This window comes from Massilia violaceinigra, from assembly GCF_002752675.1.
Classification (GTDB): Bacteria; Pseudomonadota; Gammaproteobacteria; order Burkholderiales; family Burkholderiaceae_D; genus Telluria_A; species Telluria_A violaceinigra.
Genome location: NZ_CP024608.1, coordinates 3,471,084 through 3,497,315, shown reverse-complemented (window position 1 = coordinate 3,497,315; position 26,232 = coordinate 3,471,084). Strand labels below are relative to the sequence as shown.

The window sequence follows — 26,232 nt, the reverse complement described above, 5'->3', positions numbered from 1 at the left end:
CGCCGGAACTGAGGGCATGGGGTCCATGCTCAGTCGCGCGACGCGGCGGGCCGCTCCCTTCGCGGCGCGATCTCGGCGAGCAGCGCTAGCAGTTCGCTTGGGTCCGCGGGTTTAACGAAATAGTGGTTGAATCCCGCCGCGATCGCGTCGTCTCGACCATATTCCTTTCCTCGGCCCGTCACTGCCACCAAGGTTGCCGAAGCCATTCCAGGGATGCCCCGAATGGCACGGGCCAGCGCGTTGCCATCCATTCCCGGAAGCCCAATGTCCATCAAAAAGACGTCGAACGAGTGAACGCGGGCCCGCCCGAGGACGGAGTGCGGGTCCGCGTCGACCTGGACGCGGTGGCCGGCCTCCTCGAGAACCATGCGAAGCATTCGCGCCGCGTCCAGGTGGTCGTCGACCACCAAGATATCGAGCGCGCGCTCCGCTGGGGACGCGACCAACACTCGACGCTCTTCGACCTCGACCGGATCCAGCCCGCCCAGGGGAAGCTCGATCGTGAATCGGCAGCCTTTGCCAACGCCCGCGCTTTCGGCTAATACCGACCCGCCATGCAGCTTGGCCAAGCTCCTGACCAACGACAGCCCCAATCCCAAGCCGCCATGCGCGCGTTCGGACGAGCGTTCCTTTTGCCTGAACATTTCGAAGACATGGGGGAGCAAATCGGGCTCGATGCCGACCCCGTCGTCGCTGACGGATATCGAAGCCAATTCCCCGTCGCAGTCGATCGTCAGCTGAACGCGTCCGCCATGGGGAGTGAACTTCGCGGCGTTTTGCAGCAGGTTGGCCACCGCCTGGACGAGTCGCTTCCTGTCCCCATGGGCCATGATCGGCGCTCCCTCGGGAGGAGCCACGAACTGATGGCGCCGCGCTTCCATGGCGGGTCGGACCTGCTCGGCCGCCTCCGCGAGAACGTCGCGCAGGTCGAGCGGACGCCGGTCGATGACGATCAGCCCCGTGTTGAATCGAGACACGTCGAGCACGTCGTCGATGAGCCCCGCCATATGCGCGGCCTGCCTCGCCACGATTTCGGCGGCCTTGCGCGCCCCGGCGTCCCCCGCGTTGCGAGCCTTCAAAATCTGAGCGGCAGTCACGATGGGAGCCAATGGATTGCGAAGCTCGTGGGCGAGCATCGCGACGAACTGATCCTTGCGGCGATCGGCCAGCCGCAGCGCCTCCTCGGCGCGCTTGCGCTCGGTCACGTCGATGGAGACCCCTTGAATCCATGCCGCGACGCCGTCGGCGCCCGCGACGACCGTCGCGCGCACTTGGAGCCAAATGAGGTTGCCATTGTCAAGCCGGTTGACGCGAATCACCTCCTCGTAAGTCCCGATGGAAGCGATCGCGATGCTTCGCCGCGCCGCCAACTTGGCGAGATCCTCGGGGTGGACGGAGCTCCACACGGCGTCGACGTCGGTCCAGTCGCCACCCAGCACCGCGACGGCGTTGTCGGAGAACACGACAGCATTCGTCGCCAGGTCCCAATCCCAAACGACCATGCGGGCGGCCAGCATGCCGCGCTTCAACCGATCCTCGCTGGCCTCGCGCGCGGCGATCGCGGCGCGGCGCTCCGTGACGTCGAACCCCTCGACAAATATGCCGGTGGCTTCGCCGGACGAGTCGAGCAGCGGCTGATACACGAAATCGACGAAGAGCGGCTCCGGCGGCCCGCCGGCTCGCCGTTGGATCGACAAGGGAACGTCCCGGGCCACAAAGGGCTCCCCCGAGCGGTAGGCCTCGTCAAGCCGTTCGAAAAACCCCTGCCCCTCCAAATCTCCCAGCGCTTCGCGGGCAGACTTCCAACGGAGGTCCCTGCCCCCGACAAGGCGCGAGAACGCCTCGTTCGCGAACTCGAACACGTGGTCGGGCCCCTCCAACAGACACATGAACCCGGGGGCTTGGCCGAACATCGTCCGAAGCCGACGCAGCTCCGCTCCGCGGAGCTCGTCGGCGACCCTTCGCGCGGCGGCGCCCGCTCGGGCCTCGGCATCGTCGGCGTCGCTCCGGGCCCGGGCCGCCTCCCGGCGCAGCTCCGCGTTGATCTCTTTTTGAGCCGCGGCCACGGCCCGCTTCTCGGTGACGTCGTCGCAAACGGCGATCACCCCGGCGACGCCGCCCGCGTCGAACAATGCCGAGCAGGCAAAGGACCAAATCCTTTCAACGGCGCTCCCGTCGCGTTCGAAAATTTCGACATGGTCGGCGCAACCGCATAGCTCGCGTCCGGCCATGATTGCCTCCACTTGCTTTCCTACGGCGCCCTCGAGTGGATGCGAGCCGACGCGGGCGCGCTCCAACGCTCCATAGGCGTCGTTGCGCACCTCTGCCCCAGCCGGCCCCCACCACATCACGGTCGGACTGTTCGACGCCAGCGCCAAGCGGGAGGCAGCCGCGAGCACCGGCGGCCAACTCGATGGGTCGCCCAAGGCTAGCGGCGAGAAGCCACGAGCCCTCAACGCTCCTGCGCGGTCAATGAAATGGGAACCGTCGGCCATGCTCTTCCATAGTGGACCGGCTGGGCGGCCGGGAGGTGAAGTTGAGAATATCAAGGGGCGCGCGGCGACGCGCCGATCTAAAACGCCAATATGGCGCCAGACGCGATCGGCCATTATACGCTTGCCAATTGGAAATGGACCGAGCGCGGCGTTGCCGGGCCGCCTTAGGCAGCCAACGAGGAAGGGTCCCGGCGGACCTGAAAGTCCAACCTTTCATTCGAGGCCCGCTTTCCGTCCGCCAAAGCGTCCCTCGAATCCCGAACGTCTCCGTAGGAGAAATCGCGCGCCACGGGAATTGCACCGAGAGAGCCATGCGCTTTAAGGCGACTGCCGGCCCGAATCGCCCTCCGCATGGCGGACTGCGTTGCGACCGGCCCGCTTCGCCTCAAACAGGGCTCCGTCGGCCGCCTCCACCAACGCCAACACGCGGGCTTCGCGAGTCGGCGTGGCGGAGGCGACGCCAAACGACATCGTCACCTGCGCCTTCAATTCGGCGGCGCATCCCGCCTGGCCTAGGCCCTCCACGCGCCTGCGACACATCTCCGCCATCAGCATCGCACCGCCCAAGTCCGTGTCCGGCAAGATGATCGCGAACTCCTCGCCGCCATATCGGGCGAGCTTATCAGATGGCCTGCGAAGCTGGCCGGCGAGCGCCGTGGCGATGGCAACCAAGCAAAAGTCGCCTCCCACATGTCCGAACGAATCATTGTATCGCTTGAAGAGGTCGATGTCGCACATGACCAGCGACAGCGGCTTGGAATGGCGCAGCGCCCCGCTCCACTCCGTCGCCATCGCGGCGTCGAAGCTTCGACGATTTCCGACGCCCGTGAGCTCGTCGAGGGCATTGAGTTTCGCGAGCCGCGCGTTCGCGACGACGAGCTCCCTGTGGCTCGCCGACACCATTTCAAACGCGTGGTCGCGCTTGGCGCGCGCGACGAATGCCGCCGAGTGGTGGCGTATGCGCGCCAGCAGCTCGATCGTGTCGGGAATCTTGACAAGGTAGTCGTTCGCGCCGAGGCGGAAGCATCGCTCCGTGGCCGCCGCGCCGGAATGGCCCGACAGGATCACCACGGGGACGTTGGCGAGCTCCTCGACTTGGCGATATCGCGCCAACAGCTCGTAGCCATCAAACCCGGGCATTGCGAGGTCTTGCAGGATGACCGTGGGGCAAAAGAGCCTGGCGGTCTGGACCGCGGCCTCGGCTCGGCTCTCCACCTCGACGGCAATGTCCGGCTGCGCCTGCATAAGTCGGCGCAATTGCTCCAAGACCAGAGGCTGGTCATCGACGAGCAAAACGCGGGCTTGCAATGGCTTCTCGATCATAGTGTGGGTCCGCTCTCGGGGTGATGGCCCATATTACAGAGGAAACGCTCGCGACGACGCGCCGAGCGTGGATAGAGCCACTATCGGTCCCGGGCCGCAGATGACTGTTGCGAGCAAGCGACACGCTTCCGCTTCGCCGAGTCTTGCGCGTTTGGGCCTCATCAGGGGCAAAGCGCGCCCCAAGACTTTGCGGGAATGCTAGAGTGTCTCGTCCCGACCGGCCGCCTGTCCGATGCCAAGGCGGCCGGCGCCATCGACGAGCATAAGGCGTTGGGCAAGTCGCTATCGCCCCAACTCGAAGGAGCGCGGCGGCGCGCCGCAGCCCATTTGCGGCGCCTTGGCTTTCGCGCCCATTTTCTCAACGCGCGTCGGCGTCGGCCGGCGACTCACCTTGATGAAGGAAGTTATGACCATCTCGCGAAAATCCACCATTCCAGCCGCATCCTCAATGATTGAACTTTTGTCCTACGCGCAGGTGGAGGGCCACTTGCGCGGCGTCGACGTTCCCCATTGGGCCATCGACACTTCGGTCGAAGAGCTGCTAGAAGCGCTGCGCCTTATCGGTGACGGAGCGTGGCTTCTCGACATGGGGGATTACGGCGACATTTCGGCGCAGGACGCCGCCGACAAATGGCTGCGGGACTTCATGGAGGGACGCCCGGTTTGCCACCCTGACGACCCTCGTCGGCAAGCCGCGGGCGCGCCGACGAGCGAAGCGGACGACGGCGGGAATCCAGACGCCGCAGTGAGCCTCGCGGAATATCTCGAACAGCTCAGTCCGGCGGCGCGCAAACGATGGAAAAAACGGCTCGAATCGGCAAATTTCGCCTCTGCCGCGCACGGCTGCATCGAGTCTATGGCAGAGCTCCTCGCCACGTGCGGCGTGGCGGAGGAGGCGGCCTTTCTCGAATACAAGATCCCTCTTCTGCACTCTGGGCAACCAATTGACAAGGATTTGCGCGCGCTAGCGTCGCACCTTCTTTCGCCGGAGAACCGCGCCATGCTATTTGAGACCATTCGCCCGTATGGATGCGATCTCGGGCGAGCCGAGAAGCGAGTTCGCGCCATTCTCGTCCAATTGAAAAAATTGCCGCCGGCCTCGGCGGTGGCTTAGGCGCAAGGGCCGGCGCGCGCTTCGGCGCGCCATGATTACGACGCTGCGGACCTCACGCTTGCGTCACGCTTCGGTGACGGCCACCGCCAGAGCGATGGGATCGAAGACATTTTCGGCCGAGGCTTCTAGCGCCGACATCCCCTCGCTCTGCTGGGCATTGAAAACGATGTGGCGGCGCAGGGCGAAGGCCTTCTTTCCCGTGTGGATGCCCGCGCCGCCTTGAATGGACCGGCCGCGCCGTCGCGGGCCTTTGGCCCTCGACTTATCGCTTGAACGGGGGCAGGCCATCCCGCCGGCGCGGACGCGGCGGGGCATCGGAGTTGTCCCAACCTCCCATAGCGAGCCACTCGTCGTCGGAAAAAGTGGGGACGCGATCCATGCGAGAGCCGCCCAGGCCCGGCCGCCGATGGGTCCACCACCCCCGCAGCCAGCGCGCGACTCGTCCAAGCCACGGCCCGCCCCGAAGCGCCGGAGCCGCGACTTCCTGTCCCTGGGGCTCCGGGGACAGGACTTCCAAGCGCTTCTTGTCTGCGCGACGCTTGCGCGCCTCCGCGAATTTCGCTCGATCCGCCAAGATCCTTATGGCGACGTCGCCGCGAGGCTCCCCGATAGCGCCTTGCTTCGCGCCTGTCCGCCCGTCGCCGTTTTGCATTCGATCTCCCAAAAGCCCAGCTCGCGCCGCTCGACAGCCATTGCTCGCTTCCTTTCGCCGACGCCGCGAGCCAGTCGCGTCGAGCGCGGCTGGCCGACGGCCGGACGGCGAGCCTGCCCGCGTCTTGGATGATGGGGTTCCGACTTCTATGCGGCGAGCGCGCCTGGGCCCAACGGCCGCGGGCAGTCCGAGCCGGGCGGTGGCTGGCGCGCCACAAGAACGCGCTGTCACCGACCTGGCTATTTTGACGCAATCGACCATGCATGGCCAAGAGCATGGCTTCGCCTCCGACCGCGTCGGGAACTGGATCGGCACTAGCCTAAGCCATTCGCTCACCGGCATCGGCATCGCAAGAAGCCCTCCGCGCCGCGAGGGGGGGGCCGGCAAGGGCATTGCGTCGACGGGTCGACAAGCTAGCGGTTAGGTATCGCCAACGATCTCCGCGGAATCGCGCAGCATCGCCTGAATCTCTTCGTGGGCCCAGACCTTCCATTCGATCGCCGCGGGCATCCCCTCTGAACTGGAGGGGCAGCTGCCGTCGGGCCGTTCGACGCCCCAAGGAGCCGCCTCGTTGAGGCGCGAGGCGTCATCCACATCGTCCCCCAAGACGTCTTCGCCTTGGAGGTCAACGCCCGGATCGGAAAACGTCCCGGCCGGGCGTCCAGCCTCGCTTCTCGACGCGTCCAAGTCATCCGCTGCGGGAGCGGGCGCATTAACCGCGTCGGCCCCGGAAATGCCCATGCAGTCCGCGGAAGCGCCCATGCCCGCCGCGGGGGCGACGAACCTGCAAGTCCACGCCGCGGGAACGTGGGCCGGCCTGGCGTCGCGCATCGAGAAGTGGGGCCAGAAGATCTCATACGAATGGCCCCCGGTGACGAGCGCCATGCGCACGCCCTTCCCGTCCGCCGTCGGTCCCAGACGGGAGGCGAGCTCGGAGGGCTTGTAGAGCGCCAGCTCGTCGCGCGAAAATGACAACGTCGTCGACCTCCCAGCCCCCGGCCCTCCCCCCGTCGACGACGACACGTTAGCGCGCTCCACCTCCCTCGATCCGAGCGCCTTGCACATCTGCTCGGACGTCTCGCCGGGCATGAGCTGGCCCACCAAGATGGTCCCCGCCATCGACACCATGGCCTTGACGGTCGCGGCCCCATGGATCTCTTCGAGCTGGCCCAAGTCTTGGCACGCCAACACGCACCGGACGCCGCGCGAGCGGCCAACGTCGAAGAGGGGCCGAATGGGAACCTTGCCCATCTGGGCGGACTCGTCGGCGATGATCCAAATTTTTCGGTCGGGGTCGTCGTCCATCTCGACGCTGTTTACGATCGCCGACACCGTCCCAATGATCCCCTCCAGGCAGCTCTTGGCCAGGTCGGGGTAGGCACCGTGGCCTTGCAGGATGATCTGCCGATGCGGGCCGCGTCCGTGGGTCCAATCCACGAAGCTGACGCGCCGAGATCGCGGCGTCCCGCCCCAGGCGTCGCCCAAGTCATGGATGGACGCCATGAACGAGGCGAGGTTGATGAGGATGCCCTGCGTGGTCACCGACGCCCGCTCGACCGACCTGGCCGCCTCGGGATGGTATGCGCTCATCATGGGCAGGATGGTCGCCTGCGGCGAGGCGCTCAGGTCGGAAAGCTCGGCCCATCCCCAGTCGTCGCCGCGGGTGGACTTCAAATACACCATGAAGCCCACCAGCAGCTGCCGGGCGGCGTTGGACCACATGGGGTCGTGGGCCTCGCGCACCATGGCCGCCGCGAAGCGGCGCATGTCGCCGATGTTGCGCATGTCCTTGGCGATGACCCACGCCACCGAGCGCGAGTCCCAAGGCGCCAAGATGGCCGGCTCGCCAAACCCCTTGGTGAACTCGCCCTTGGGGTCGAAGATCAAGGCGCGCTCGCCGGCGGCGACGACCTTGGCGATCAGCGGCTTGATAGCGGTCGACTTGCCCGAGCCGACGCTTCCGAGCACGAGCATGTGGCGGGTCCAAAGGTCCGCCGGATACGGCACGCCCGGAGCGACCGGGTGGTCCGGGCGCGCGCGGCACCTCTTGGCGAGCAGCGCGTTGAGGGACCGGGTGGCGTCGCGGCCTTCTGTTCGACGCGCGCCGCGCAGCACCGTGAGCCCGTCGCGCGGCATGAGCATTCCCGGGGCCAGGAAGATCGAGGGAGCGCAGGCGACCAGCCCGGCGACGCAAGCGCGCCAACCCAAAGCGAATTTTTGCTCGGCGCCCAAGCGGTCCAAAAAATCAGCGTAGCGGGCGGCGTCGAGCTCGAAGACGCGCGGGCAGAGGGCGTTAATGGCCCAGCGCGCCGCGTGGCCCGCATGGTCGGCGAGCGCGCCGGGCGGCGCGTCGAGGCCAAGGAACGGCCTCCACGCGAGGGCGAGCGCGGCGGCTCCCGCCAAGGCCCCCATGGTGGCGCTCGCCGCGAGCCAGTCCATGACGTCCACGCGCTTCGCCGTCGGCGCCAAGGCGGGCAACCCGCCGAACCCATAGACGGTTCCCCCCTCGCCTCGCTCCATGCCGCGCTCCCTTTGGTCGATGGGCGAGTTGCTGCCGCGCGCGCACGGACGCCGCCGAGCCCCCGGCGGGGCGATGGGCGGCACGGACGCCTTCCATCGGCGCGGCACCGCAACATCGGCGTCGGACAGCCTCTCCAAGCAATGGGAGGCCCACGACCACCACAAGGAGAAATCGATGACGCAATACGCCACGACGCAGGACATTCTAGACGCCTTCGCCAACTTGTCGGGCAAAGAAAAGATCACGATCATGGCCAAAGCGAAATGGCACTTGGACGGGACCTCGTTCAGCGAGCCGCTGGACTTGGTGCACGAGGCGTTGTTCTTGGCCGTCGAGGGACGGCGCAACTGGCCGTTGAAGATTCAATTCTCGCTGTTCCTTTCGATGACCATCAAAAGCATCGCCTATGCCGAGCGCACGAAAAAGGCTCACTCGGCCAGGACGCGCGCCTCCGCCGAGGACCATTTGGATTGGGGGACCGCGCCGGCCGCGAACCATCCGTCGGCCCAAGACGAGGCCGAGCGCGCCCAAACCACGATTCGGCTCATCGGCGCGCTTGACGTGGCGCGGGCGGCCTTGCGCGAGGGGGACCGCCTCGCGGCGCTCGTCTTGGACGCGATTTTGGACGAGGAGGAGGCCCCGGCCATCCGAGACCGATTGGGCCTCTCGGCGGCGGAGCTCGACGCGGCGAGGAAGCGGGCCTTGCGCGTCGCGCGAAACTGGGCGAGACTCTGAGCGAAGCGGCGCCGAAGGCCCGGCGCCGCGCGCACCGCCCGAATCGTCGGGCATCCCGAGAGGCCGCCTTGAACCGCAGACGCGAACCTTCAAAAAAGATTCCCCCCATCGCCTCCGAGGCCAAGCTGTCGAACTTGGAGGCGTTCCTGCTCGCGACCGAAGGGCCCGCGGGCCAAGCCATCGTGGACGCCGCGCGCCGCGGCGTCGACGCGATGGGGAATCCCATCGCCCCTTGGACAACCGAGAACACGCTCGACTGGTTCGCCCGCCGGCGGGCTATGGAGGCCATGGCGGACACGGATCGCGGCGCGGAGCCCGGGCGCGTCGACCGGAAGCCGCGCGACGATCTCGGCCATGCTTGCCGTCGCCGACCATGCCCGCGCCGCGCGACGATGCATGGCGACTCGATGCGGGCGGCAGGGCTGCGCGACGGCGACATCGTCGACGTGGACCCGTCGGCCGAGCCAAAGAACGGCGACATCGTCCTCGCGCGGATCGATGGCATAGGCAAACTGATCAGGACGCTGCGCGTCATCGGAGGCGCCCAGCTCCTGTTCGCGTCCGACCCCAACCTAGCGCCGGTGGTGATCGACGATCCAGGGCGAGTCGTCTACATGGGAGTCGTCCGCCGCGCCTCGCTATGAGCCCAGCCCGCGCGCCCAAGCGAATTTCGAACAGTAAAAATTCAACGGAGGGATCGCGCGAGTCAGCATGCGCTGCCGCGTCGATCCAGCGATGGTGGCGGCCCGCGGTCCGCGCCGTCGGAAAACCGCTTCGGATATGGTCGGACAGCCCCAGGGCGACTACGACGCGTCCCAGCGGACCATATGCAGTCGCGCGTAAGCGTCGGCCTCGCCATTGGCCAACCGTGATTTCGACACTGGGTGCGCCCTCATTTCGGCGTGGCGCGGGGGCTGAGCTTGCGAGGGGTCTTCGCCTTTCTGAGAACGGTTGACTCCATCCCCATGGAACGCAAAGCCGCGGCGACGATCCTGTCCACCCTCGCGTCCGAGTCCCCAGGCGTCGCGGAGGACTCCCCCTCCTCCGACGGTGTTGCCACCCGCCGCCTGCCTAGCCTCGGCTCGCCCGCCGCGATGACGCCGTCAGGCGAGCCTAGCCAATCGGCCAGGTCGTCCACGCGGACCATGGGGGAGGCGTTGAGCATGCGGTAAGGCAGGAAGAAGCGCCCGGCTCTCATGTGCCCATAGATCGTCGAAGGCGCGATGCCAAGCACCGCCGCGAGCTTGGTCACGCCCACGAAGGCGGCCGTCACGCCAAATTCCTTGGCCAGCCGCTCCTTCGTCCAGCCCGTGGACCGAGCCAAGCGGCTCGCCCCTTCGCCCCCCGAGCTCGCCTCTCCTCCCTCGACCCACTGCGCCTCGGAAACAGGGACGGGGCAGGCCCCCGCGGCTTGCCTTGCTCCAACCAGCTTCAACCCTTCCTCGCCCGCCTCGAAATTTTCCATGCGCCTCTCCTGGCCAAGGCCGCCGCGCGGCCGAGGCGGGGATTGCTCGGCCGCGGCCCGCTCCGCCGTCGCGGGCTCCGCGCGCGTCGCTCCGGCGGATGGATGGAGCAATGCCGGTCCGGGCGCCATGTCCGAGCCCTCGCCGCGTCCGCGCGGGCTCCCGCAGGCCATGTGTCGCGGCTAGGACCTCTGCCCAGAGCGCGTCGGGCGACCTTCTTTCGCCCATCGTCGGCGTGCGGAGCTCCGAGCCAGCAAGGCAAATCCGGCCGCGAGCGCGGCGGCGATTCGCGCGCATGAAATAAATGTGGCCAAGCGCTTCGAAGCCTATTGACAAAGGCCCGTTAACTTGAGAACGGGTATACGCCGTTCCGCCATCCACCCCCTCCAAGGAGACCGCATGACCGACCTCATTCCCGACGAAGACCACTTTGACTGGCCGCCCTACGAAAATTCTTGCGCGCCAGTAGACCCGACCGACACGCCGTCTCTGACGACCCCGATCCCTCTTCCCACCCTGGATCTCCCGGGCACCGCGGGCGTCGCCTCGACGCTCATTTCGCCGACCACGGAGCCCGGCGCGGCGCCCACTTTGGCCGCGCCGGCGACGCCGGCCCCACCGCCGCCCACGCATCTTCCCGACTTGGGCCCTCCCCAAGCCACCCCCGGATTCATGTCGAGAAGCGCGCTTTTCGGGGTCGGAAGGCCAGGCCATGGCCTCCCCCACGCGGGCCCCCTCAAATCGAAGAAAATTTACAAGCTCGCCTTCTTCGGCGAGCGGCTGTCGATGGCCGACAAGGGCGTCTGGGAGAGGGTGGTGGCGCGGGCCCGGGAGGAGAGGGTCGACGCCGGCCTTCCCTTCGCCGTGAGCCTCAGCGAGCTCTCGCCAGGGCGTCCCGGCCGCAACCGGGACGACCGGGAGCTCGCGCGGATCTGGGCATCCCTCCAGCGGCTCGCGTCGGCCGAGGTGGAGGTGGAATTTTCCGGGGCGTTCCGGCGCGGCCGGCTGCTCGCGTCGGCGGACAGATCGAAAGGCGCGACGACGGTCAGCCTGGACGCGTCGTTCGCCCTCGCGGCCCTGTCGGAGGACATCCAGTTCCGGCTGGACTCGGCGAGACGCGACGGGTTGCCCTCCAACCTGGCCCGGTGGCTCCACGACTTCCTCTCGACCAACGCGCCGCGCGACGAGCCCTTCGACCTGCGCTACCTGAGGGAGATGTGTGGGTGGACCGCGCGCCCGCGAGCGTTCCCCGAGGCGCTCAGGGAGGCGCTGGCGGAGCTCGCCGCGTCGTGCCCCTCCCTGGTGGCCTCTTGGGACATCGACGAGTCCAAGGGCGGCCGGGGCAAGCGCCGGAAGTCGGACCTCTGGGAGCTGGCGATCGAGCGCGGACCCGAGCGTGCGCGCCAAGCCTACGCGCCGGGATATCGGCCGCCCGCGCCGCGGGAGAAGCGGCCCGTCGTCCAGCCGGCGACGACGCCGCGCCGACGCGGAGGGGTGGCGCTATGACGAGGAGCGCCGCGACGGAAAAATTCATACCTGTTTACGAACTCGTGCTCGAAGGGGCTGAAGCTCGCGCTCGAACGGGCCGCCACGCCCGTGGAGGGTGGTTTGGACGCAGCCTTCCGCGGCGCAGGGAAGCGGCTCCGGGGGCGGACGGCAGACGAATCGGAGGGCCCCGCAGTGAGGCGGCGCTACGACAAAGAGCGCGACGACGGAAAAATTCATACCTGTTCACGAACTCGTGCTCGAAGGGGCTGAAGCTCGCGCTCGAACGGGCCGCCACGCCCTTGGAGAATGGTTTGGACGAAGCCTTCCGCGGCGCCGGGGAGCCGCCCGAGGGGCGGGCTGCGGCGAGTCCCGTCGGCCGTCGCGAAGCGGCGCCGCGGCCAAGAGCGCGGCGACAAAAACCCCGTGTCCGCTTCCGGCCCGCGCTCCGACGAGCCGACCTGCCAGTCGGAACCGGTTTCGAGACCGCCCCTGGCGCAATTCCCGCGGAGCATTCGCGCCAAGCCGCGCTTTTTGGGCGGGCTTCGCTTCGCGCTTGGACGAGCCGTCCTGTCGCCCGGCCGGATGCTCGACCGCGCTCGAACCGACCGCGACTCGCGCTCGATCGGGCGGCCGCTCGTGCTCGAACGGGCCGTGGCTCGTGCTCGAACGGGCCGTGGCTCGTGCTCGAACGGGCCGGGACGTCAAAAAGCTCGTGCTCGAAGCGGCCGAGACTCGTGCTCGAGCGGGCCGTCCGCCCTATGGCCTATAGTAGTATAGTAAAAACAAATAGGGACGACCAACGTCGCGGCGCCCGGGGCGGCGCCGCGTCGGTCCACCGCGAAAATCGCGGCGCTCGCGCCGCCCTCCTTGGACCGCAAGAGGCGCCGGCCGTCGACCTCGCCGGAAAAGCGGCGCCGCGGGCGCGGCGACATGGCGGCGAAAGTCGTTCCGATCGGCAACGAGGGGCGCGTCGGCGGGTCGAGGCCCGGTCCGCGTTCCCCAACGACTTGCCAATCCGCGCATGGCCAGCGCCTTGGCTAAACGCGGCGTCGATGGACCATTGACCGGAGAGCCGTCATGTGGGAAAAGCAAGGGCGCCGCCATCCGCGTCCGAGCTCGCCCCTTCGACCCTTGCGGCCATTCGGCCCTAGCCATGAAAAAACATGTCATCTACATTCCGGGGCGACCGTCCCCGCCGCTGCCACTCCATGAGCATTACCTCGGGCTGTCGGGCGTCGCGCGAGCCAGCGTGTCCACCTTGGCCAAGAGCCGCGGCGATGAGTTCGGCTGGATGGACGACACATTGGACGCCAAAGGCTTGAAAGCGAGCCTCGCCCTCAGCTCGGAGCGCGAGTCGGCCGACGACGAGCCGGGGTGGCTCGCCAAAGAGAAAAGCCGCTTGGCCAAGATGCTGGCCGAAACAGAGCGGCCGGAGGCCATCCGGGCCATCGAGGCCGACCATCGAAAACTCCACTTCGCATTGGCGCATGGCATGGAGTTCGAGGAGCTGGGCCCGCTCCATGAATGGGCCATTGATGGCGACGTCGAAGCGATCTTGGCGGCGGCGCGCGGCGGCGCCGACCTCGACGCCATCGATGGACGCACCTCCCTCATGCATTTGGCCGCGAAGGACGGCAACGCCCAGATGATCCGCGCGCTGGCCCGCGCCGGCGCTCGAATCGACCCCTTGGATGGCTGGCGCATGACTCCCCTGCACTACGCGGCGCAGCGGGACAACGAACAGGCGCTGGCCGCCCTGCTGAGCCACGGGGCCGACGCCGGCCTTCGGTGCGACGAAGGAATGACGCCCTTGATGTGGGCAGCGTCCAGCGGCAGCGCCGTGTGCGCGGACTTGCTTTCGCCCGTCTCGGACCTCGACGCGGTCCATCGCGACGGGAAGCGCGCCACGGACTTCGCCAGCAAGCGATGGCCCGCCTTGGCGGCGCGCCTTAAAGCCGAAGCCATGGCAAGGCGCGAGCGAAGTTTCATCGCCGAGCATGCGCCCTCGCCCGGGCCAAGCCGCCCAAACGCCAAGGGCCTTTGAGGCGCGGCGATCCGGGGCGCATGGCAAAGACCCGACGCGGCAGCCACCCGTGGAAACGCAGATGTCTGCGGAGAAGCCGACTGGGACACCGGAAGGTTGGTCTTCGCGACTTCGCTGGACGAACTGACTCTTCCCGCCGGGACGGGCTGCGACGCGCGCTCGAACGAGCCACTGCCGTCTTAGCCTGTCGACCGATGTGACGCCAATCGAACTACAAAGGCGGAGGGTGATCTTGCGGCGCCGCGGACCGTGGCGAAATGCCAGGCGCGCGGCGTGGCCGACCGGAGGCATCGATGCGATGTCGAACATGCCTAGTGGAGCGATGAATCAACCGAAAGATTCGCGGGTGCGGACGGACCCAGTCGCGCCGCTCGTCAGCGAAGTTCGCCTATTTTCTGCGCAATAATCGCCGCCGAATCTGCCGGATCGGTTCGGCCAGCGCCCATGCAAAACGACACTTTTACGCTTTATGTGAAAGCAGAAAGGTAAAAAATGAGCGAGCAATTGTATAAATAGCGCTCTTTTTGGGAAAAAGTTCGCAAAGGACATGGCATTTTCCTGGCCACTCCTTGAAAGAAATCCCATCAAAGCGGCCTTGCGCCATAAGGCCCGCTCCGCTTTAAGTGAGGCGTGGCGCATCGAATGCGCGCAAAAAAGAGACAAAAATCTTTGCGCGAAAAGATGCCAACACCAACCCTAAATCGGCGTTCAAGCCCACTCGTCAGCAAGGCCTTGCCCGCAGAAAATCAATAAAAAAGGAGCAAAAACATGGCAAAGGGAAGCATCAGAATACTGGCGCTCAAAAACTCGCCCACGGAATACGAGGCCTATGCTCGGGTAACCGGACTCAAAGCCACGAGGCGGCGATTCGCCACCAGAGAGGCCGCGCAGCAATTCCTCGACGCGGTCATGCCGCAGATGAAGGACGAGGCGGCGGAACTTCCATTGGCGAAGATGAAGGCCGCGGCCCGTCAAGGCGGAGAGGCGCTCTACTTTCGCACCAAGCTCGCCGACGCGCTCACTCAATACAAGGAGAGCGTGAAATTCAAGCGCGGGACCTCTTGTCGAGGCATCAACACCGTCCTCAAAAACGTGGGGAGCATCGCCATCGGAAAATCCACCAAAGGTTGGGTTAGCGACTATGTGGACAAAATGAGGAACACAATGCGCGCCGGGAAACCATACGCGTATTCCACCTTGCTTGGGCACATTTGCCTCATGAAAGCCGCGTGCACTTGGTGGGCGGAACAAATGGAGGTCGACGAGCCGAAGCTCCACTTCACCACTAAATGTTTTCCAGAAGGTTGGGAAGTCCAACGAGACCGTCGATTGGAGCCCGGGGAATACGACAAAATCATGGAGCAAATTCGCCAAGGGCCAGAAAGGTTGCACTGGGAGTGCCTGGTCCAACTGGCGCTGGAAACGGGCGCGCGCCTGCAAGAGCTCGTGCGCTCGGAGTGGCGCGAATTAGCGCGAGATGATCGCCTATGGATAATTCCCAAAGGGCACACCAAAAAAAGAAAGGAAAGGCGCGTTCCCCTGTCACTCCGGGCACAAGAAACGATCAGACTGCTGCGGGCGGAGATTGATCCTGGCTCCCATCGAATATTCCATGCCCTCGGAAATCCTCGGCAAGTCTCGCTCCAATTTCGATACAAAATCAAGGCAACGGGCATCGTCGGACTAACATTTCATGACCTCAGGCATGAAGCGATCAGCCTCATGAGCATGAACAAGCGCAAGGCGCCGATCAAGGCGATCATGGACATCGTCGGCCACAAAACCTACAAGGCGTTCAATCGATACTCCCACTTCCGCGACGACGAATTGATCGGCCTCTTGGACTAACACGTCGGTCCCGCGCTTCCCTTCCCCGCTTCGGTGGGGATTTTTTCATTCCGCGATCGGCGTCGAGCCCTGTCGGCGAGCATACCTACGCGCGCCCCCGCCGCAACCGCCCCCAAGCCCTCCAACAAGGACCTCATGCTCTCCATCGCGAAAATCAACTCGGCGAGAAACCAGGCCAAGCGCGGAGGCGGCGGATACCTGCACTACCTCGGCGGCCCGACCTCCTCGACCAAGCCGAAAGGCGATTTCGACGACTATGCCAGGGGCAAGGCCAAGCAAAGCGGCGACCTGCCCTTCTGGGCTTGCAACGGCGCGGCCTTGCTCGGACTGGAAGGCTCGGCGTCGCCCGAGCATGTCGAGCGCCTCGCCAAGGGCTTCCACCCGCGGACCGGCGAGCCGCTCGTCAAGGGCGCTGGCGACGGCCACGTCATGGGCCTCGACCTCACCTTTTCGGCGCCCAAGGACGTGTCGGCGGCGTTCGCGGGAGGGGACCAGGAGACGCGCGAGGCCATCGCCGAGTGCGTGAGGGAGGCGGCGAAGGCGGCACTCGAGCGAGTGGCCGCCGAGTGCGTCACGCGACACGGCAAGGCGGGCAAGGAGAAGCGATTCGCCGAGGCCGCCGTCGCCGCCTGCTATCCCCACTTCGCGAGCCGAGCCGGCGAGCCCCAGTTGCACATCCACTGCTTCCTCTTCAACCTGGGCAAGCGCGAGGGCGTCGACGAGTGGAGCGCGCTCGAACAGCGAGCCCAGTTCGAGCGCACCAAGGCCACCGGCATCCTGTTCCGCGTCGAGCTCGCGAGCCGCATGAAGGCCCTCGGCTTCGGCGTCGAGCCCGACGGCCCCTACTTCACGCTGCGCGGAATCGACAAGTCCCAGCGCGACGCGCTGTCCACGCGCTCCAAGCAAATCGCCCAATACGTCAAGGAGTGCGGGATGGAGGGCGCCGCCCGCTCCAGGGCCCGCGAGGTGGCCGCGCTCAACACCCGGGCGGCCAAGGCCGAGCCGCCTCTGCCGGAGCTCTTGGCCGACTTCGCCAGGCAGGCGGAGGCCATCGGCTTGACGCCGGAATCCGTCCGCGCGATGAGGAATGCGCCCGCGTTGGCCGAGGCGGCCGAGCCCTTCGCCCTCGACCACGGGGAGCTCATGGAGCGCTTCATGGAGCGGCAGTCGTGCGCCACCTCGTCCGACGCCCTCGCGCTGATCTGCGAGATGGCGATGGGCCGCTGGACAGCGGCCAAGTGCTTGGCGGAACTGGCGAGGTTTTTGGATTGCGAACTCGCCGTGCCGCTGGGTCGGACCGAGACGCTCGCGGAAGTCTTCACCTCCAAGGCGACGTTGGCCATGGAGACCTCGTGCAGCGACGCGGTCGCCGCCGGCGCGGGCGACGAGCGCCATCGGCTCGCGCCCGAGGCCATCGATCGCCAGTTCGACGAGCTCGAAGCCGAGATCTCCGCCAAGCTCGGCGCGCCGGCCTCGCTCGCCCAGCAGCGCGCCGCGGCCATGCACGTCGCGTCCCAGACCGGGCGGCACGCGTTCGTGGAGGGATGGGCCGGAACCGGGAAGACGACCATGCTCAAAGCATTGGGCGAGGCCTACAAGGCGTCCGGGTTCGCCGTCGCGGGGTGCTGCCAGTCCGCCGCCGCGAGCCAGAACCTGGCCAGGGAGACGGGCATCCCGTCGAGGACCATCGCCAGCCTCCTCCACGCCCTCGAAAAGGGCAAGGCGACACTGGGACCGCGAACCATCCTCTTCCTCGATGAAGCTGGGATGGTGGGCTCGCGCGAGTTTTTCCTGCTGCAAAAGGCGGCCCTGGACGCCGGCGCCAAGCTCGTCGCCGTGGGCGACCCCAAGCAGCTGCAGCCGATCGACGCCGGCGGCATATTTCGCGCCCTCGTCGACCGCCACGGCAAGGCCGAGATTTCGAACATCCAGCGCCAGCGCACCGACTTCGGCCCCCTGGTCGATTGGCTGCGCGCGCGCGGCGACCTGTCCAACCCCCGAGCCAGGGCACTGGCCCGGCTGCCCGAGGACGCGCGGCTCGGCGCCCTCGAAGCGCTGTGCGCCGAAGAGCCCAAGTTGGCCCGCGGGTTCGAAAGGTGGCGCGAGCGATTCGACCACAAGTGGCTGCGCGAGGCCGTCCGCAAGCTCGCCACCGGCGAGGCGGACGACGCGTTGAGGATGCTCGACGAGCGCGGCCGATTGATGATCGTCGCCGGCCACACGGCCACCATCGACGCGCTGGTGGCCGCGTGGATGGCGGACAAGGCTCCCCTAGACCGCAAGACGATGATCGCCGGAACGCGGGCGGAAGTCTCCGAGTTGAACGCCAAGGCCCGCGCCGCGATGATCGCGGACGGGACCGTGCGCGACGAGTGGGGCATCGAGGTCGAAATCATCCACCGGGACGAGTCGCGGGAGAAGAAGCGATTCGCTCCGGGCGACCGGGTGGTGTTCACCAAGAACGACAAGGCGCTGGGCGTCTCCAACGGTGTCGCCGGGACCATCCTGTCGATCGACCAGGCGGCCTACACGCCGCTGCTTCGAGTCGAGCTCGACGATCCCAACGAGCGCGGCGAGACCCTGGCCATGGTCCCGCCCTCTTTCGGGCGCTTCGACAGCGCGTGGTGCCTCACCAACCACAAGGGGCAAGGCAGGACGTTCGACTCGGCCCATGTCCTGGCGAACCCCTCGATGTGCGACCGCGAGTGGGCCTACGTGGCCGCGAGCCGATCGAGGTTCTCCACGACGATCTACGCCAACCAAGGCGCCCTCCTCCCGCGGGACTTGGAGTCCCACGACGCCGGCGAGCCGAAGCCGGCCGATCGCGAGTCCATGGTCGCGGCCCTCGCGCGGGCGATGTCGCGCAGCCGATCCAAGGACACGTCCTTGGATCGTTGGGACGCCCTCGCGCTCGAGGCGGCCTCGGAAGCCGACGCGGACCAGGAAGCCGACGCCATTCCTCCGATTCCGACGGACGTTGTCGCACCCGCGACCGGGGCCGTCACTCGTCTCTTCGCCAAGATCCTATCCATCGCGCGCCGGCAGGCCCGACCTTCCGACATGCTGGGGCCGGTTCAGGGCTCCCGCGAGGCGTCTCGATGAGCGCCGCGGCGAGAAGCTCCTATCGCCCTTCCGCGGACATTCCAAGCGCTTGGAAAAGGGCTGCCGTGACGGTGAGGCTGTCTCCCGAACGCAAGGCCAAGCTCATCGCGCTGCTAGGCGACAGAGCCGACGAGATGGCGCCCACGGCCGCGATCGACCTCGCCCTTGATTTGGCGCTTTCAACGATCCAAGGCAAGCCGATGCCCGACGCGCCTTCCTCGGCGTCGATGGCGGACGCCACGCAGGCCTTCCGCGGGGCCGCGCGCGATGTCGTTTCTGCGGCCGCGATGAACGGCGAGGCGATGGTCCGCCTGCGGCTCGAGATGGCGGCTCTGCGCAAGCTGATCTATTCGGCGGCTGGCGGGGAGCAATTCGAAGACGAGGAACCCGTCCCGCCGTTGCCTACGTTGCGCCAATGGCTGGATCGGGAGGCGGCCGATTTGCCCGCTCGCTCTCTATTGGCGAAGGCGCGGTTGGAGCAGCCCGGATCGCGCGGAATCAATTCGGTCGTGCTCGTCGAGCGCGTCGCCGCGTCGCAAGTCCGCGGCGCCAAGGCCCGCGGCCTGCCGGCTCTCGCGACGCTCCCAAGCGCGCCCGCCATCGCGACAGCATGGGGCATGGTTCCCAACGGCGACCTCTACTTGATGTGCAAGGGAACCGCCGACGGCTGGAGCGTGAGCATCCACAAAATATCGGACGATGGCCAACCCGGAGCGTTTTTGGCATCGGGCCACGCGTAGCCGGCCTCCGCTCTATGGCGACGAACGGTCTGCGGCCGCCTTGCTCGGCGAGCGTCCGCATGAGACAGTCGCCGGACTTTACCGGAGGGCTTATGCACTTTCAATCAGAATTTTATGTCCACATCACTGGAGGAATGGCCGGGGAAGCTAGCCCCCTCATGGCCAGGCTCGCCTTGAATGCGGGGCACGATTCCCAGGCCTTCCCGTTCGGATTGGAAGAACTAAGGCAGGTAGGTCAATATGAGCGCAAATGCGGGACCCAAGGGCTCAATGAATTCTTCGCGGCCGAATGCGCCCGGGCCACCATCTTGGGAAGCTTCGCGCCGTGGGACGAGGCCCACGTGGCGCGGCTCAAAGCCATCGCCGACCAGCCCCTTCCTCTTACAGTAAGTGAAAAACACCCCTTTTCTTGGGAGGTCGCCAAATCAATCGGGTCCCTTGGATAGAACGCCGCCCTCGGTTGCGAGGGTAGCCTTGAAAGCCTCCACCTTCGCATTGATTCGATCTACGACTTCTTGCACGGGGATTCCCGCCCGGACGTTGTGAATGGCGGCCACGTAATCCTCGGCGGTCAAAAAACCGAGCAAGTTGCGGGCGCCAAGTTTGCCAATCAACTCGTCCACCCTAGCGGCTTGGGCGCGTTCCGCAGAAATTTCATCCACGATGCAACAAGCCTGCACCCCTTGCATAGCGCGCTTGTTCACTAGTTCAATCTCAGGCTGCGTCAGCAGTGGGATTGCTTTGAGCGCGATGCTCGCTTCTTTAATGCTGCCCATTTGGCGCTCCAGAAAGTATGAAATCGCAATCTTAGGCCGAAATCGAGCCTTTGCGCGCCGTCGAGTTAGGGATTCATGAACGGTGCGGAAGCGAAGCGCCAAGGACGCCTCGCGCCCGCGCGCGATGTTAAATGTCGCGCAAGCGACGCACCGCGCTTGCACCGCAAGAAGGTGCGTAGGGTGTATGAAAAAAAATTGGACGTCGCAGAATTCCGCGACGTCCCCCATGCCCAGGTCTCTATCGAAGCCAGCGCCGGCTCAGAGCCGCTGATTCGCCGGGTCCCCGGGGCCCCGCACGGCCTCCCGGGCTGAACAGGCTAGCCCGACTGAGCCGGCAATTTCAGCCTTTTCGCAAAGAGCGATGAACTCGGTGGCCACCCAGATCCACTCCGACCTCGCGACGGGACCGAGCTCCCAGAGCATGGGATGGTGCAAAAGCCAGCGGGCTTGCCGCAGGGTCCTCGGGGCGATCACGGCGCGCATGGTATCGATCCATTTTTGACGGACAGCGCGCCCCGCCGCGGCATAGTCGATTCCGCTGGACATGCCGCCGAAGACCTCTTCCGCATTGGAGTCGTCCCTGCGGATCCCAACCCGCAGCAGAAAGGCCAAGGGGCCCCAAGCCTTGCGCTCCAATGCCCAGTCGCACATGAAGCCGTCGAAATCTTTTCCGCCGAGTCGCGCCTCGAACTCCACGGCGAACACGTCGAGGCCCAACGCGTCGAATGCGCGCACAAGCCGCTTGGTCTCCTCCAAGTCTCCGCGGGAAACGGCGCGGATCATCCGCTCGACGAGCGCGTCGATGTCTGGATTTGTCTCGTCCAAAATGTTGATCTTCAACGACGCGAAGGCGGCATTTGACATGGGTCTCTCCAAAATGGGCGGCGCGCCCGCGAAATGCGAGGGGCCTGGAACGCTCGGAGGCGCCCCATCCATTGCTGAGATTGTGATTGGGCGGCCGACCGGCAGTCCGCCTGGGGCGACCAGACGCGAGGCAACATGGCGCGAACGCGAGCGCGTCGGTTTCGCTGCGGTTCGCAAGGTCGAAGGCAAGCGTCGCCTAGGCGTAGGGCATTGCGATTTGAGGGCGAAGCCCCACGCGCCACAACTCACTTACGGGAGCCCTGCCATCTCGCCACCGCAAAAAAGTGCCAAACCGCAACGCGCGAATTCTGCCCAGACACCAAGCCAGAATTCCGCCACAACGCCGATATCCGACAATTCAGGCGAGCCCGGCTCCGTCGTCGCTCTCGCTGTCGTCATTCAGCGCCCACGCGCGCGCCTGTGGGACTCTCTCGATTTCGCAGAGCAGGCCCCACGCGCCGGCCCATCTTGCCGCGCGATCCTTGTCCCTCGGCAGCTTGCTCACAATCGCGCGTTCGATCGCCGCGCCCATTCTTTGCAAGGCACGGACTTTGACATTGGTCGGATAGGGAGACATTGGGGGGCCGGCGTGAGATGGGGCGCTGAATTATACCAACATTGCCAAAAATGAACGCTCGATTGGCGCGCCTCGGGCCAACCTGTCGGGTCAACACCTCCGCGACGGCCGGCGCCGGATTGCTGGCGATGGGCTCCTCGCGGGGAAACAATATCCGCAAGCGAGTCCGCTTTACGCCACTACCCGTGGCAGACCGCTCCATTCCCGAGCAGAGGCTAAACGCTATGCCGGGACGTCGCCGGCCGCATGGCAAACAACGTTCCGCCCGACTCGCTTAGCGTCGAACAGCGCCGCGTCCGCCGCTTCGACCATTCCCTGGATGCTCGCCTCGCAGCTCGGGACGAGCGCAAATAGTAGTTCTACCGTATTGCACCGCAACATAAATTCAGCTACATTGAACGCGTCTCCTCCAATACTTCTTCGAAGATTGGATTGCCGCCCGCCGACCTACAAAGGTCAGTGGGCGTTTTTTTCGGCCGCCGCTTTCCAGGCGTCGTGAAAAAAGACCGATGCCGAATTGGAGGGCGGTCCAGCCATGGAAGCGCCACACGCATATCTCAGCATCCAACTTCAGGAGCATCCTTTGAATTTTTCGCGCCGTCGGTCCAAGCAAAGGCGAGCCTATGGGCTGGTCATGCCCTCCAACGCCGACAAGCGCCCATCCCCCTTCGACTTTCTTGAAGCGCCCGGTCTGCGTCGCGCCGCGCGCCGTGAATTCACATTTGATGCCGCACCAGTCCGCCGTCACGCATTTCTCCGCTTTGATTTTTTCGCGAATTCGTCCCTCTGGCTCTCCACGCCCTCTTTGCGGCCGATCTCCATGATCTGCTTTTCCATGGCCGCGCGAACATCGCCGTCGCCCGGGGCCGACGCCCCCATCCCCCGAGCATTTCAGCACTCCGCACATGGCCTGCCGCATCGTCGATTTTTACCGCGGGTATCCGCGCGCTCCTCGGTTCGCGGGAACCAAAGCAAAAATCGCAACCCAAGCGTCGTCGCGATGCAACATTTCGACGACATCGCGTCGAAAGAAGAACCGGACATGACAAAATGCATTACTATTTGTCAACAATCTATGGTTGCGAAGGACCGCGCGTAGACGCCCAGACGCGTCTTTCAACCTAGCGTTTAAATCGAGCGATTATTTGCCCTCGCGAAGAACCACCAGACTCGTCCCTTTTGAGAAGCATCGCTGAACGCATCCATGGCCCTCAACCTGACTATCCTTGGCGCCAAGATCGCAACCCACCGCAAAGAGCTGCGCGAATCCGTCGATCAGTTGGGGAGCGCTCTCGGCATCGCTGTCGACCGGCTCAAACGAATCGAAGCAGGCGCCATCGAGCCCACTGGCGATGAGATCCTGATCCTGAGCGGACACTTTCTCTGCGATTACAAAATATTCCTCACGGACGAGCAGCCCCCCGAGGCGCCGCCCACCCAGATCCTGTATCGGGCCAAGGGCGACGATTTCAGCAAGGAAGACCGGCGCGCCATCCGCGACTTCCTTTACCTTTGCGAAACTGAAAGCGAGCTGAGCAACGACTTGGGCCGGACCGCCGCTTCGTTCCATCCGACGCCGATTGCCAACGGGAGTCCGCAAATCATCAATGCGGCCCAGGCCGTGAGGGAAAAGCTGAGATACAAAGAGAACGACCTTACGCGAGACGTGTTTGGCGATTGCCGCCGGTTGGGCATCCATGTATTTCGGCGGCGGCTTGGGGACTCCGATATCTCCGGGCTGTTCATCGTCCACCCGACCGCAGGCAAGTGCATCCTCGTGAATGCGAGCGAGGACATCTACCGCCAGCGGTTTAGCGCGGCCCACGAGCTGGCCCATGCGCTATTCGACGCCGACGCCCGCGCCCGGGTCTCCCTGCGGACCGAGACCAGCACGCCGCTTGAAAGGCGGGCCAACGCATTCGCATCGGCCTACTTGATGCCCCCGGGCCAACTGCGCCAACTTCCGCCTGCCAAGGGTTGGAGCGATGACGACGCCAAGCGCTGGGCCAACGAATTTCGAGTGAGTTGCGACGCCTTGGGAATCGCGCTCCTCAAAGCAGGCCTCGTGGACGTCGCGCTATGCAAACGCATCCGGGCTTTGCGAGTCTCGGCGGCCGATAAGATCGACCCCGAAATCCCCCGCTCGCTAAGCGCAGCTCAAAAAGCCAACAAGACGGCGCTGCTTGAACAAGGCCTGTCGAATCATTACGTCGCGCTTTGCTTCGAGGCCCATCGGCAAGGCTTCATCAGCGCCGGCCGTTTGGCCGAGGCCCTGCTGCGCAGCCCGAGCGAGCTCAATGAAGTGGCCGGCCTTTACGGACACAAGCTCCATGGCCATTAACCCCGCTCAGTTCCACTTAGTGAATGTCGCCGATACCTGCTCCGTTTGGAACATCCTGTCGTCGGCGACACTGCACGCCGCGGCGAAGAGGGCCGGATGCTCGTTCTGCATCACTGACGTGGTGCGCTATGAATTGTTGGTCAAGCCGCGTTCGAAGCCAAATCCTTCTGACACCGAACTGCAAAAGCGACTTTGCATTGAGCAGGCGCTCGGCGGCTTCCCGAGCCACTCCTGCTCCATGGCGGACCTGAGCCTCGTCAGCGCTTTGGAGCAGAGGAAGAAATTGGGGAAAGGCGAGCTCTCGTCGATCGCCTTCGCCATGCGAATTCGCCAAGCTGTGATCACGGATGATCTGAAAGCCGCGAAGTTAGCCAGGGCCTCGGGGCATGACCTTACCCAGACTACTCCGCATTTGCTGGCCTGGTTGGACTTCAACGGGGCGCTCACCAATGTCGAGAAGCAGGACGTGCTGACACAGCACATCGCCCTAAATGGATCATTGGCCGAGCATCTCGCCCGCGCTATTGAAATGGCCGGCCAGTGCAAAGCGAACGCATCGGGAAGCGGCGCCACGGCGCCTTTGGCGACGAAGCCGCCCGCGCTATGAGGCTGCGTCAGTGCGAAGAAAAAACGGCATTGCGAGAAAAATGTCGCGACGGTCGCGGCATTTTTCCTCGGAACGCGAACGGTTTAGTTCGTCGCTTTGTTGACGGCTTCTTTCAACCCGCCGATTTTTTCTTGGGTCTTGCCTTCGGGCTGATTCGCGAGGCCTTTGAATTGCTGCTCGATGGTGCCGACGGGTTGCAACCAGCTTCCTGAATTTTCCGGCGATGCCTTGCAGTTTGTGTTCGATTTGGCCTTGTTCATTGCGAACTTCTTTGGCGCGTAGGCCGGATGGCCGTGAAGGACCTCAGACCCGTGGAGAGGAAAATCCAATTTCCGTTCGACGGGGATGCAGGCGCGGTTTTGGCGACACCCGTATCGGCGGGCACGGCGAACCCAAGCCAAGCGTAGCCTTACCTCGACACGACAACGAGAAAGTGCCATGTCGGCACGGTCCATTTTTCGTTTCACAAACGCAATGGATTCGATCCCGACTTTGTAGGCACGCTCACCTTGGCGGCAAAAGCGATTTGGGCGTTCTGCGCGGCAGCTAAAAAAGATGGTTCGAAATTTTTACCGATCCAAACCATTGCATCTAAATTATTCATCAGCGCTGCGGCAATGATTGACGCATCATCGTTTATAGCACCCACCACCACCTCTCGTGGAACAATGAAGTCCTTCCGCGCACCCTTGTTGTTGCCCCTAACCTTCAAGAGATAAGCGGTCGATTCGTTGTCAACCCATACGCGAGCCACGAAGATCTTCCCCCATCTAAAAGTTTCGAGTTCATGCACATTGAACGACGCAATTTGCCCTTTCGCCGCAGCAGACTGAATAGCATCGGCGAGGATTGCCGCGCCGCCGCACAAAATGATGGCTTTTCCAATGACAAGGTCACTAAATGCTTTAACGTCAGTCTTGACTTTGCTTGAGCTGGCTACTCTATTTTCGCTCATTGACTTCCCCCTCAATTCTCGTAGACTTTCCACCACGACTAACGCAGCAGGCACATCATGATTCACACCGAACTTCCAAAACGAATCTGGGATCTTGACGCGCAAACCTTGGAAGATTTGGGCGCTGACCAGCAATCGATACAGGCCTATGCCGAAATCGAACTCGACGAAGATATAAACAGACTCGGCAGCGGCGACTCGCCGTCGAACAGCGCGACAGTGGAAGCAGCCATCCGCACAAGGCATCGTATGCATTGGGGGCTTTTTTCCAACGCGTAAACCATCATTACAGAGCCGCTGCTATCGAGATTATACCGATGGGCGACCGAGCTGTTCTGCTCCGTGCCGTCCTTTCAATCTAGCTCAGACGCGTGGAGAGGGAAAATCCAATTTCCGTTCGATGGGGATGTAGGCGCCGATGGATATCCCTTCCTGATGGTTTCGCCGGACATGTCCTTCCCGTGTGTTGAATGGGAAAGATTGCAATCGATGTGACGCTTTCCCGCGACAAAATCTGTCCATCGTCGCTTCGCGCGCGGCGACGCTTCGCCGCCGCTGTCGGGGTTGGAGTTTTCGCCCGCCTCCGG

Annotated in this window: 23 protein-coding genes; 13 read left to right on the top strand and 10 right to left on the bottom strand. The window is 64.9% G+C overall.

Annotated features, from left to right (window positions below; genetic code table 11):
* Nucleotides 1-29: 29 nt before the first annotated feature.
* Together CR152_RS15780 and CR152_RS15775 are read right to left on the bottom strand one after the other, a co-directional pair.
* Nucleotides 30-2,495: a hybrid sensor histidine kinase/response regulator gene (locus CR152_RS15780; protein ID WP_099875888.1), complete on the bottom strand. Its 2,466-nt coding sequence runs from the start codon at nt 2,493-2,495 to the stop codon at nt 30-32.
* Nucleotides 2,496-2,813: 318 nt separating this feature from the next.
* Nucleotides 2,814-3,818, bottom strand: a complete 1,005-nt coding sequence (locus CR152_RS15775; protein ID WP_099875886.1) for a diguanylate cyclase domain-containing protein — start codon at nt 3,816-3,818, stop codon at nt 2,814-2,816.
* A gap of 406 nt (nt 3,819-4,224) precedes the next feature.
* Between CR152_RS15775 and CR152_RS15770 the strand changes: the two genes are divergently transcribed.
* A complete protein-coding gene (locus CR152_RS15770) occupies nt 4,225-4,932 on the top strand; it encodes a hypothetical protein (protein ID WP_208640129.1) in 708 nt (235 codons plus the stop codon).
* 63 nt (nt 4,933-4,995) lie between these two features.
* Here CR152_RS15770 and CR152_RS15765 read toward each other — a convergent pair whose 3' ends face one another.
* Nucleotides 4,996-5,247: a hypothetical protein gene (locus tag CR152_RS15765; RefSeq protein WP_099875882.1), complete on the bottom strand. Its 252-nt coding sequence runs from the start codon at nt 5,245-5,247 to the stop codon at nt 4,996-4,998.
* Nucleotides 5,248-6,004: 757 nt separating this feature from the next.
* Nucleotides 6,005-8,104, bottom strand: coding sequence for a type IV secretion system DNA-binding domain-containing protein (locus tag CR152_RS15760; protein ID WP_229413414.1), 2,100 nt, complete (start codon nt 8,102-8,104; stop codon nt 6,005-6,007).
* Between the two features lie 73 nt (nt 8,105-8,177).
* On the opposite strand from CR152_RS15760, the gene CR152_RS15755 reads away from it, so the two are divergent.
* Both CR152_RS15755 and CR152_RS33840 read left to right on the top strand, forming a co-directional pair.
* Nucleotides 8,178-8,840 carry a hypothetical protein gene (locus CR152_RS15755; protein WP_099875881.1) on the top strand — a complete coding sequence of 221 codons (663 nt, stop codon included), beginning with the start codon at nt 8,178-8,180 and terminating at the stop codon, nt 8,838-8,840.
* A gap of 68 nt (nt 8,841-8,908) precedes the next feature.
* The gene (locus CR152_RS33840; protein WP_208640128.1) at nt 8,909-9,484 is read left to right on the top strand and encodes a LexA family protein; all 576 of its coding nucleotides are present in this window, start codon (nt 8,909-8,911) and stop codon (nt 9,482-9,484) included.
* 248 nt (nt 9,485-9,732) lie between these two features.
* Here the strand turns inward: CR152_RS33840 and CR152_RS15745 are convergent, their stop codons facing one another.
* Nucleotides 9,733-10,305, bottom strand: a complete 573-nt coding sequence (locus CR152_RS15745) for a helix-turn-helix transcriptional regulator (RefSeq protein WP_099875879.1) — start codon at nt 10,303-10,305, stop codon at nt 9,733-9,735.
* A gap of 397 nt (nt 10,306-10,702) precedes the next feature.
* On the opposite strand from CR152_RS15745, the gene CR152_RS15740 reads away from it, so the two are divergent.
* From CR152_RS15740 to CR152_RS15715, 6 genes are all read left to right on the top strand, one after another.
* Nucleotides 10,703-11,809: a hypothetical protein gene (locus CR152_RS15740; protein ID WP_099875877.1), complete on the top strand. Its 1,107-nt coding sequence runs from the start codon at nt 10,703-10,705 to the stop codon at nt 11,807-11,809.
* Between the two features lie 1,135 nt (nt 11,810-12,944).
* Nucleotides 12,945-13,835: an ankyrin repeat domain-containing protein gene (locus CR152_RS15735; RefSeq protein ID WP_157778514.1), complete on the top strand. Its 891-nt coding sequence runs from the start codon at nt 12,945-12,947 to the stop codon at nt 13,833-13,835.
* 768 nt (nt 13,836-14,603) lie between these two features.
* The gene (locus tag CR152_RS15730) at nt 14,604-15,683 is read left to right on the top strand and encodes a site-specific integrase (RefSeq protein ID WP_099875873.1); all 1,080 of its coding nucleotides are present in this window, start codon (nt 14,604-14,606) and stop codon (nt 15,681-15,683) included.
* A gap of 135 nt (nt 15,684-15,818) precedes the next feature.
* Nucleotides 15,819-18,785, top strand: coding sequence for a MobF family relaxase (gene mobF, locus CR152_RS15725; protein WP_099875871.1), 2,967 nt, complete (start codon nt 15,819-15,821; stop codon nt 18,783-18,785).
* Nucleotides 18,782-19,525 carry a hypothetical protein gene (locus CR152_RS15720; RefSeq protein ID WP_099875869.1) on the top strand — a complete coding sequence of 248 codons (744 nt, stop codon included), beginning with the start codon at nt 18,782-18,784 and terminating at the stop codon, nt 19,523-19,525. The genes mobF and CR152_RS15720 overlap by 4 nt, the downstream gene beginning before the upstream one ends.
* Nucleotides 19,526-19,617: 92 nt before the next feature.
* The gene (locus tag CR152_RS15715) at nt 19,618-19,971 is read left to right on the top strand and encodes a hypothetical protein (protein ID WP_099875867.1); all 354 of its coding nucleotides are present in this window, start codon (nt 19,618-19,620) and stop codon (nt 19,969-19,971) included.
* Here CR152_RS15715 and CR152_RS32965 read toward each other — a convergent pair.
* The 3 genes from CR152_RS32965 to CR152_RS32960 form a co-directional block, all read right to left on the bottom strand.
* Nucleotides 19,951-20,301 carry a hypothetical protein gene (locus CR152_RS32965; protein ID WP_157778513.1) on the bottom strand — a complete coding sequence of 117 codons (351 nt, stop codon included), beginning with the start codon at nt 20,299-20,301 and terminating at the stop codon, nt 19,951-19,953. The genes CR152_RS15715 and CR152_RS32965 overlap by 21 nt on opposite strands.
* Before the next feature lie 258 nt (nt 20,302-20,559).
* Nucleotides 20,560-21,165 (bottom strand): hypothetical protein, encoded by a 606-nt coding sequence (locus tag CR152_RS15705; protein WP_099875863.1) that lies wholly within the window; start codon nt 21,163-21,165, stop codon nt 20,560-20,562.
* 358 nt (nt 21,166-21,523) lie between these two features.
* Nucleotides 21,524-21,742 carry a hypothetical protein gene (locus tag CR152_RS32960; RefSeq protein WP_157778512.1) on the bottom strand — a complete coding sequence of 73 codons (219 nt, stop codon included), beginning with the start codon at nt 21,740-21,742 and terminating at the stop codon, nt 21,524-21,526.
* Nucleotides 21,743-22,277: 535 nt separating this feature from the next.
* Here CR152_RS32960 and CR152_RS32955 point away from each other — a divergent pair.
* The 3 genes from CR152_RS32955 to CR152_RS15695 all read left to right on the top strand — a co-directional run bounded on the left by CR152_RS32955 (nt 22,278) and on the right by CR152_RS15695 (nt 24,690).
* Nucleotides 22,278-22,841 (top strand): hypothetical protein, encoded by a 564-nt coding sequence (locus tag CR152_RS32955; protein WP_157778511.1) that lies wholly within the window; start codon nt 22,278-22,280, stop codon nt 22,839-22,841.
* Nucleotides 22,842-22,946: 105 nt separating this feature from the next.
* Nucleotides 22,947-24,083, top strand: a complete 1,137-nt coding sequence (locus tag CR152_RS15700; RefSeq protein WP_099875861.1) for an ImmA/IrrE family metallo-endopeptidase — start codon at nt 22,947-22,949, stop codon at nt 24,081-24,083.
* Nucleotides 24,073-24,690 (top strand): hypothetical protein, encoded by a 618-nt coding sequence (locus tag CR152_RS15695; RefSeq protein ID WP_099875859.1) that lies wholly within the window; start codon nt 24,073-24,075, stop codon nt 24,688-24,690. The genes CR152_RS15700 and CR152_RS15695 overlap by 11 nt, the downstream gene beginning before the upstream one ends.
* Before the next feature lie 83 nt (nt 24,691-24,773).
* Here CR152_RS15695 and CR152_RS15690 read toward each other — a convergent pair whose 3' ends face one another.
* Complete coding sequence (locus CR152_RS15690; protein WP_229413413.1) at nt 24,774-24,950, bottom strand: hypothetical protein; 177 nt, start codon at nt 24,948-24,950, stop codon at nt 24,774-24,776.
* A gap of 203 nt (nt 24,951-25,153) precedes the next feature.
* Nucleotides 25,154-25,645 carry a hypothetical protein gene (locus tag CR152_RS15685; RefSeq protein ID WP_157778510.1) on the bottom strand — a complete coding sequence of 164 codons (492 nt, stop codon included), beginning with the start codon at nt 25,643-25,645 and terminating at the stop codon, nt 25,154-25,156.
* Between the two features lie 57 nt (nt 25,646-25,702).
* On the opposite strand from CR152_RS15685, the gene CR152_RS32950 reads away from it, so the two are divergent.
* On the top strand, nt 25,703-25,924 hold the full coding sequence (locus CR152_RS32950) for a hypothetical protein (RefSeq protein ID WP_157778509.1): 222 nt from the start codon (nt 25,703-25,705) through the stop codon (nt 25,922-25,924).
* Nucleotides 25,925-26,232: the final 308 nt, after the last annotated feature.

Bases quoted from the DNA above. Each gene is read 5' to 3' on its own strand.
- CR152_RS15780 (WP_099875888.1), bottom strand. From the start codon at position 2,495: ATGGCCGACGGTTCCCATTTCATTGACCGCGCAGGAGCGTTGAGGGCT.
- CR152_RS15775 (WP_099875886.1), bottom strand. From the start codon at position 3,818: ATGATCGAGAAGCCATTGCAAGCCCGCGTTTTGCTCGTCGATGACCAG.
- CR152_RS15770 (WP_208640129.1), top strand. From the start codon at position 4,225: ATGACCATCTCGCGAAAATCCACCATTCCAGCCGCATCCTCAATGATT.
- CR152_RS15765 (WP_099875882.1), bottom strand. From the start codon at position 5,247: ATGCCCCGCCGCGTCCGCGCCGGCGGGATGGCCTGCCCCCGTTCAAGC.
- CR152_RS15760 (WP_229413414.1), bottom strand. From the start codon at position 8,104: ATGGAGCGAGGCGAGGGGGGAACCGTCTATGGGTTCGGCGGGTTGCCC.
- CR152_RS15755 (WP_099875881.1), top strand. From the start codon at position 8,178: ATGGGCGGCACGGACGCCTTCCATCGGCGCGGCACCGCAACATCGGCG.
- CR152_RS15745 (WP_099875879.1), bottom strand. From the start codon at position 10,305: ATGGAAAATTTCGAGGCGGGCGAGGAAGGGTTGAAGCTGGTTGGAGCA.
- CR152_RS15740 (WP_099875877.1), top strand. From the start codon at position 10,703: ATGACCGACCTCATTCCCGACGAAGACCACTTTGACTGGCCGCCCTAC.
- CR152_RS15735 (WP_157778514.1), top strand. From the start codon at position 12,945: ATGAAAAAACATGTCATCTACATTCCGGGGCGACCGTCCCCGCCGCTG.
- CR152_RS15730 (WP_099875873.1), top strand. From the start codon at position 14,604: ATGGCAAAGGGAAGCATCAGAATACTGGCGCTCAAAAACTCGCCCACG.
- mobF (WP_099875871.1), top strand. From the start codon at position 15,819: ATGCTCTCCATCGCGAAAATCAACTCGGCGAGAAACCAGGCCAAGCGC.
- CR152_RS15720 (WP_099875869.1), top strand. From the start codon at position 18,782: ATGAGCGCCGCGGCGAGAAGCTCCTATCGCCCTTCCGCGGACATTCCA.
- CR152_RS15715 (WP_099875867.1), top strand. From the start codon at position 19,618: ATGCACTTTCAATCAGAATTTTATGTCCACATCACTGGAGGAATGGCC.
- CR152_RS32965 (WP_157778513.1), bottom strand. From the start codon at position 20,301: ATGGGCAGCATTAAAGAAGCGAGCATCGCGCTCAAAGCAATCCCACTG.
- CR152_RS15705 (WP_099875863.1), bottom strand. From the start codon at position 21,165: ATGTCAAATGCCGCCTTCGCGTCGTTGAAGATCAACATTTTGGACGAG.
- CR152_RS32960 (WP_157778512.1), bottom strand. From the start codon at position 21,742: ATGTCTCCCTATCCGACCAATGTCAAAGTCCGTGCCTTGCAAAGAATG.
- CR152_RS32955 (WP_157778511.1), top strand. From the start codon at position 22,278: ATGGAAGCGCCACACGCATATCTCAGCATCCAACTTCAGGAGCATCCT.
- CR152_RS15700 (WP_099875861.1), top strand. From the start codon at position 22,947: ATGGCCCTCAACCTGACTATCCTTGGCGCCAAGATCGCAACCCACCGC.
- CR152_RS15695 (WP_099875859.1), top strand. From the start codon at position 24,073: ATGGCCATTAACCCCGCTCAGTTCCACTTAGTGAATGTCGCCGATACC.
- CR152_RS15690 (WP_229413413.1), bottom strand. From the start codon at position 24,950: ATGAACAAGGCCAAATCGAACACAAACTGCAAGGCATCGCCGGAAAAT.
- CR152_RS15685 (WP_157778510.1), bottom strand. From the start codon at position 25,645: ATGAGCGAAAATAGAGTAGCCAGCTCAAGCAAAGTCAAGACTGACGTT.
- CR152_RS32950 (WP_157778509.1), top strand. From the start codon at position 25,703: ATGATTCACACCGAACTTCCAAAACGAATCTGGGATCTTGACGCGCAA.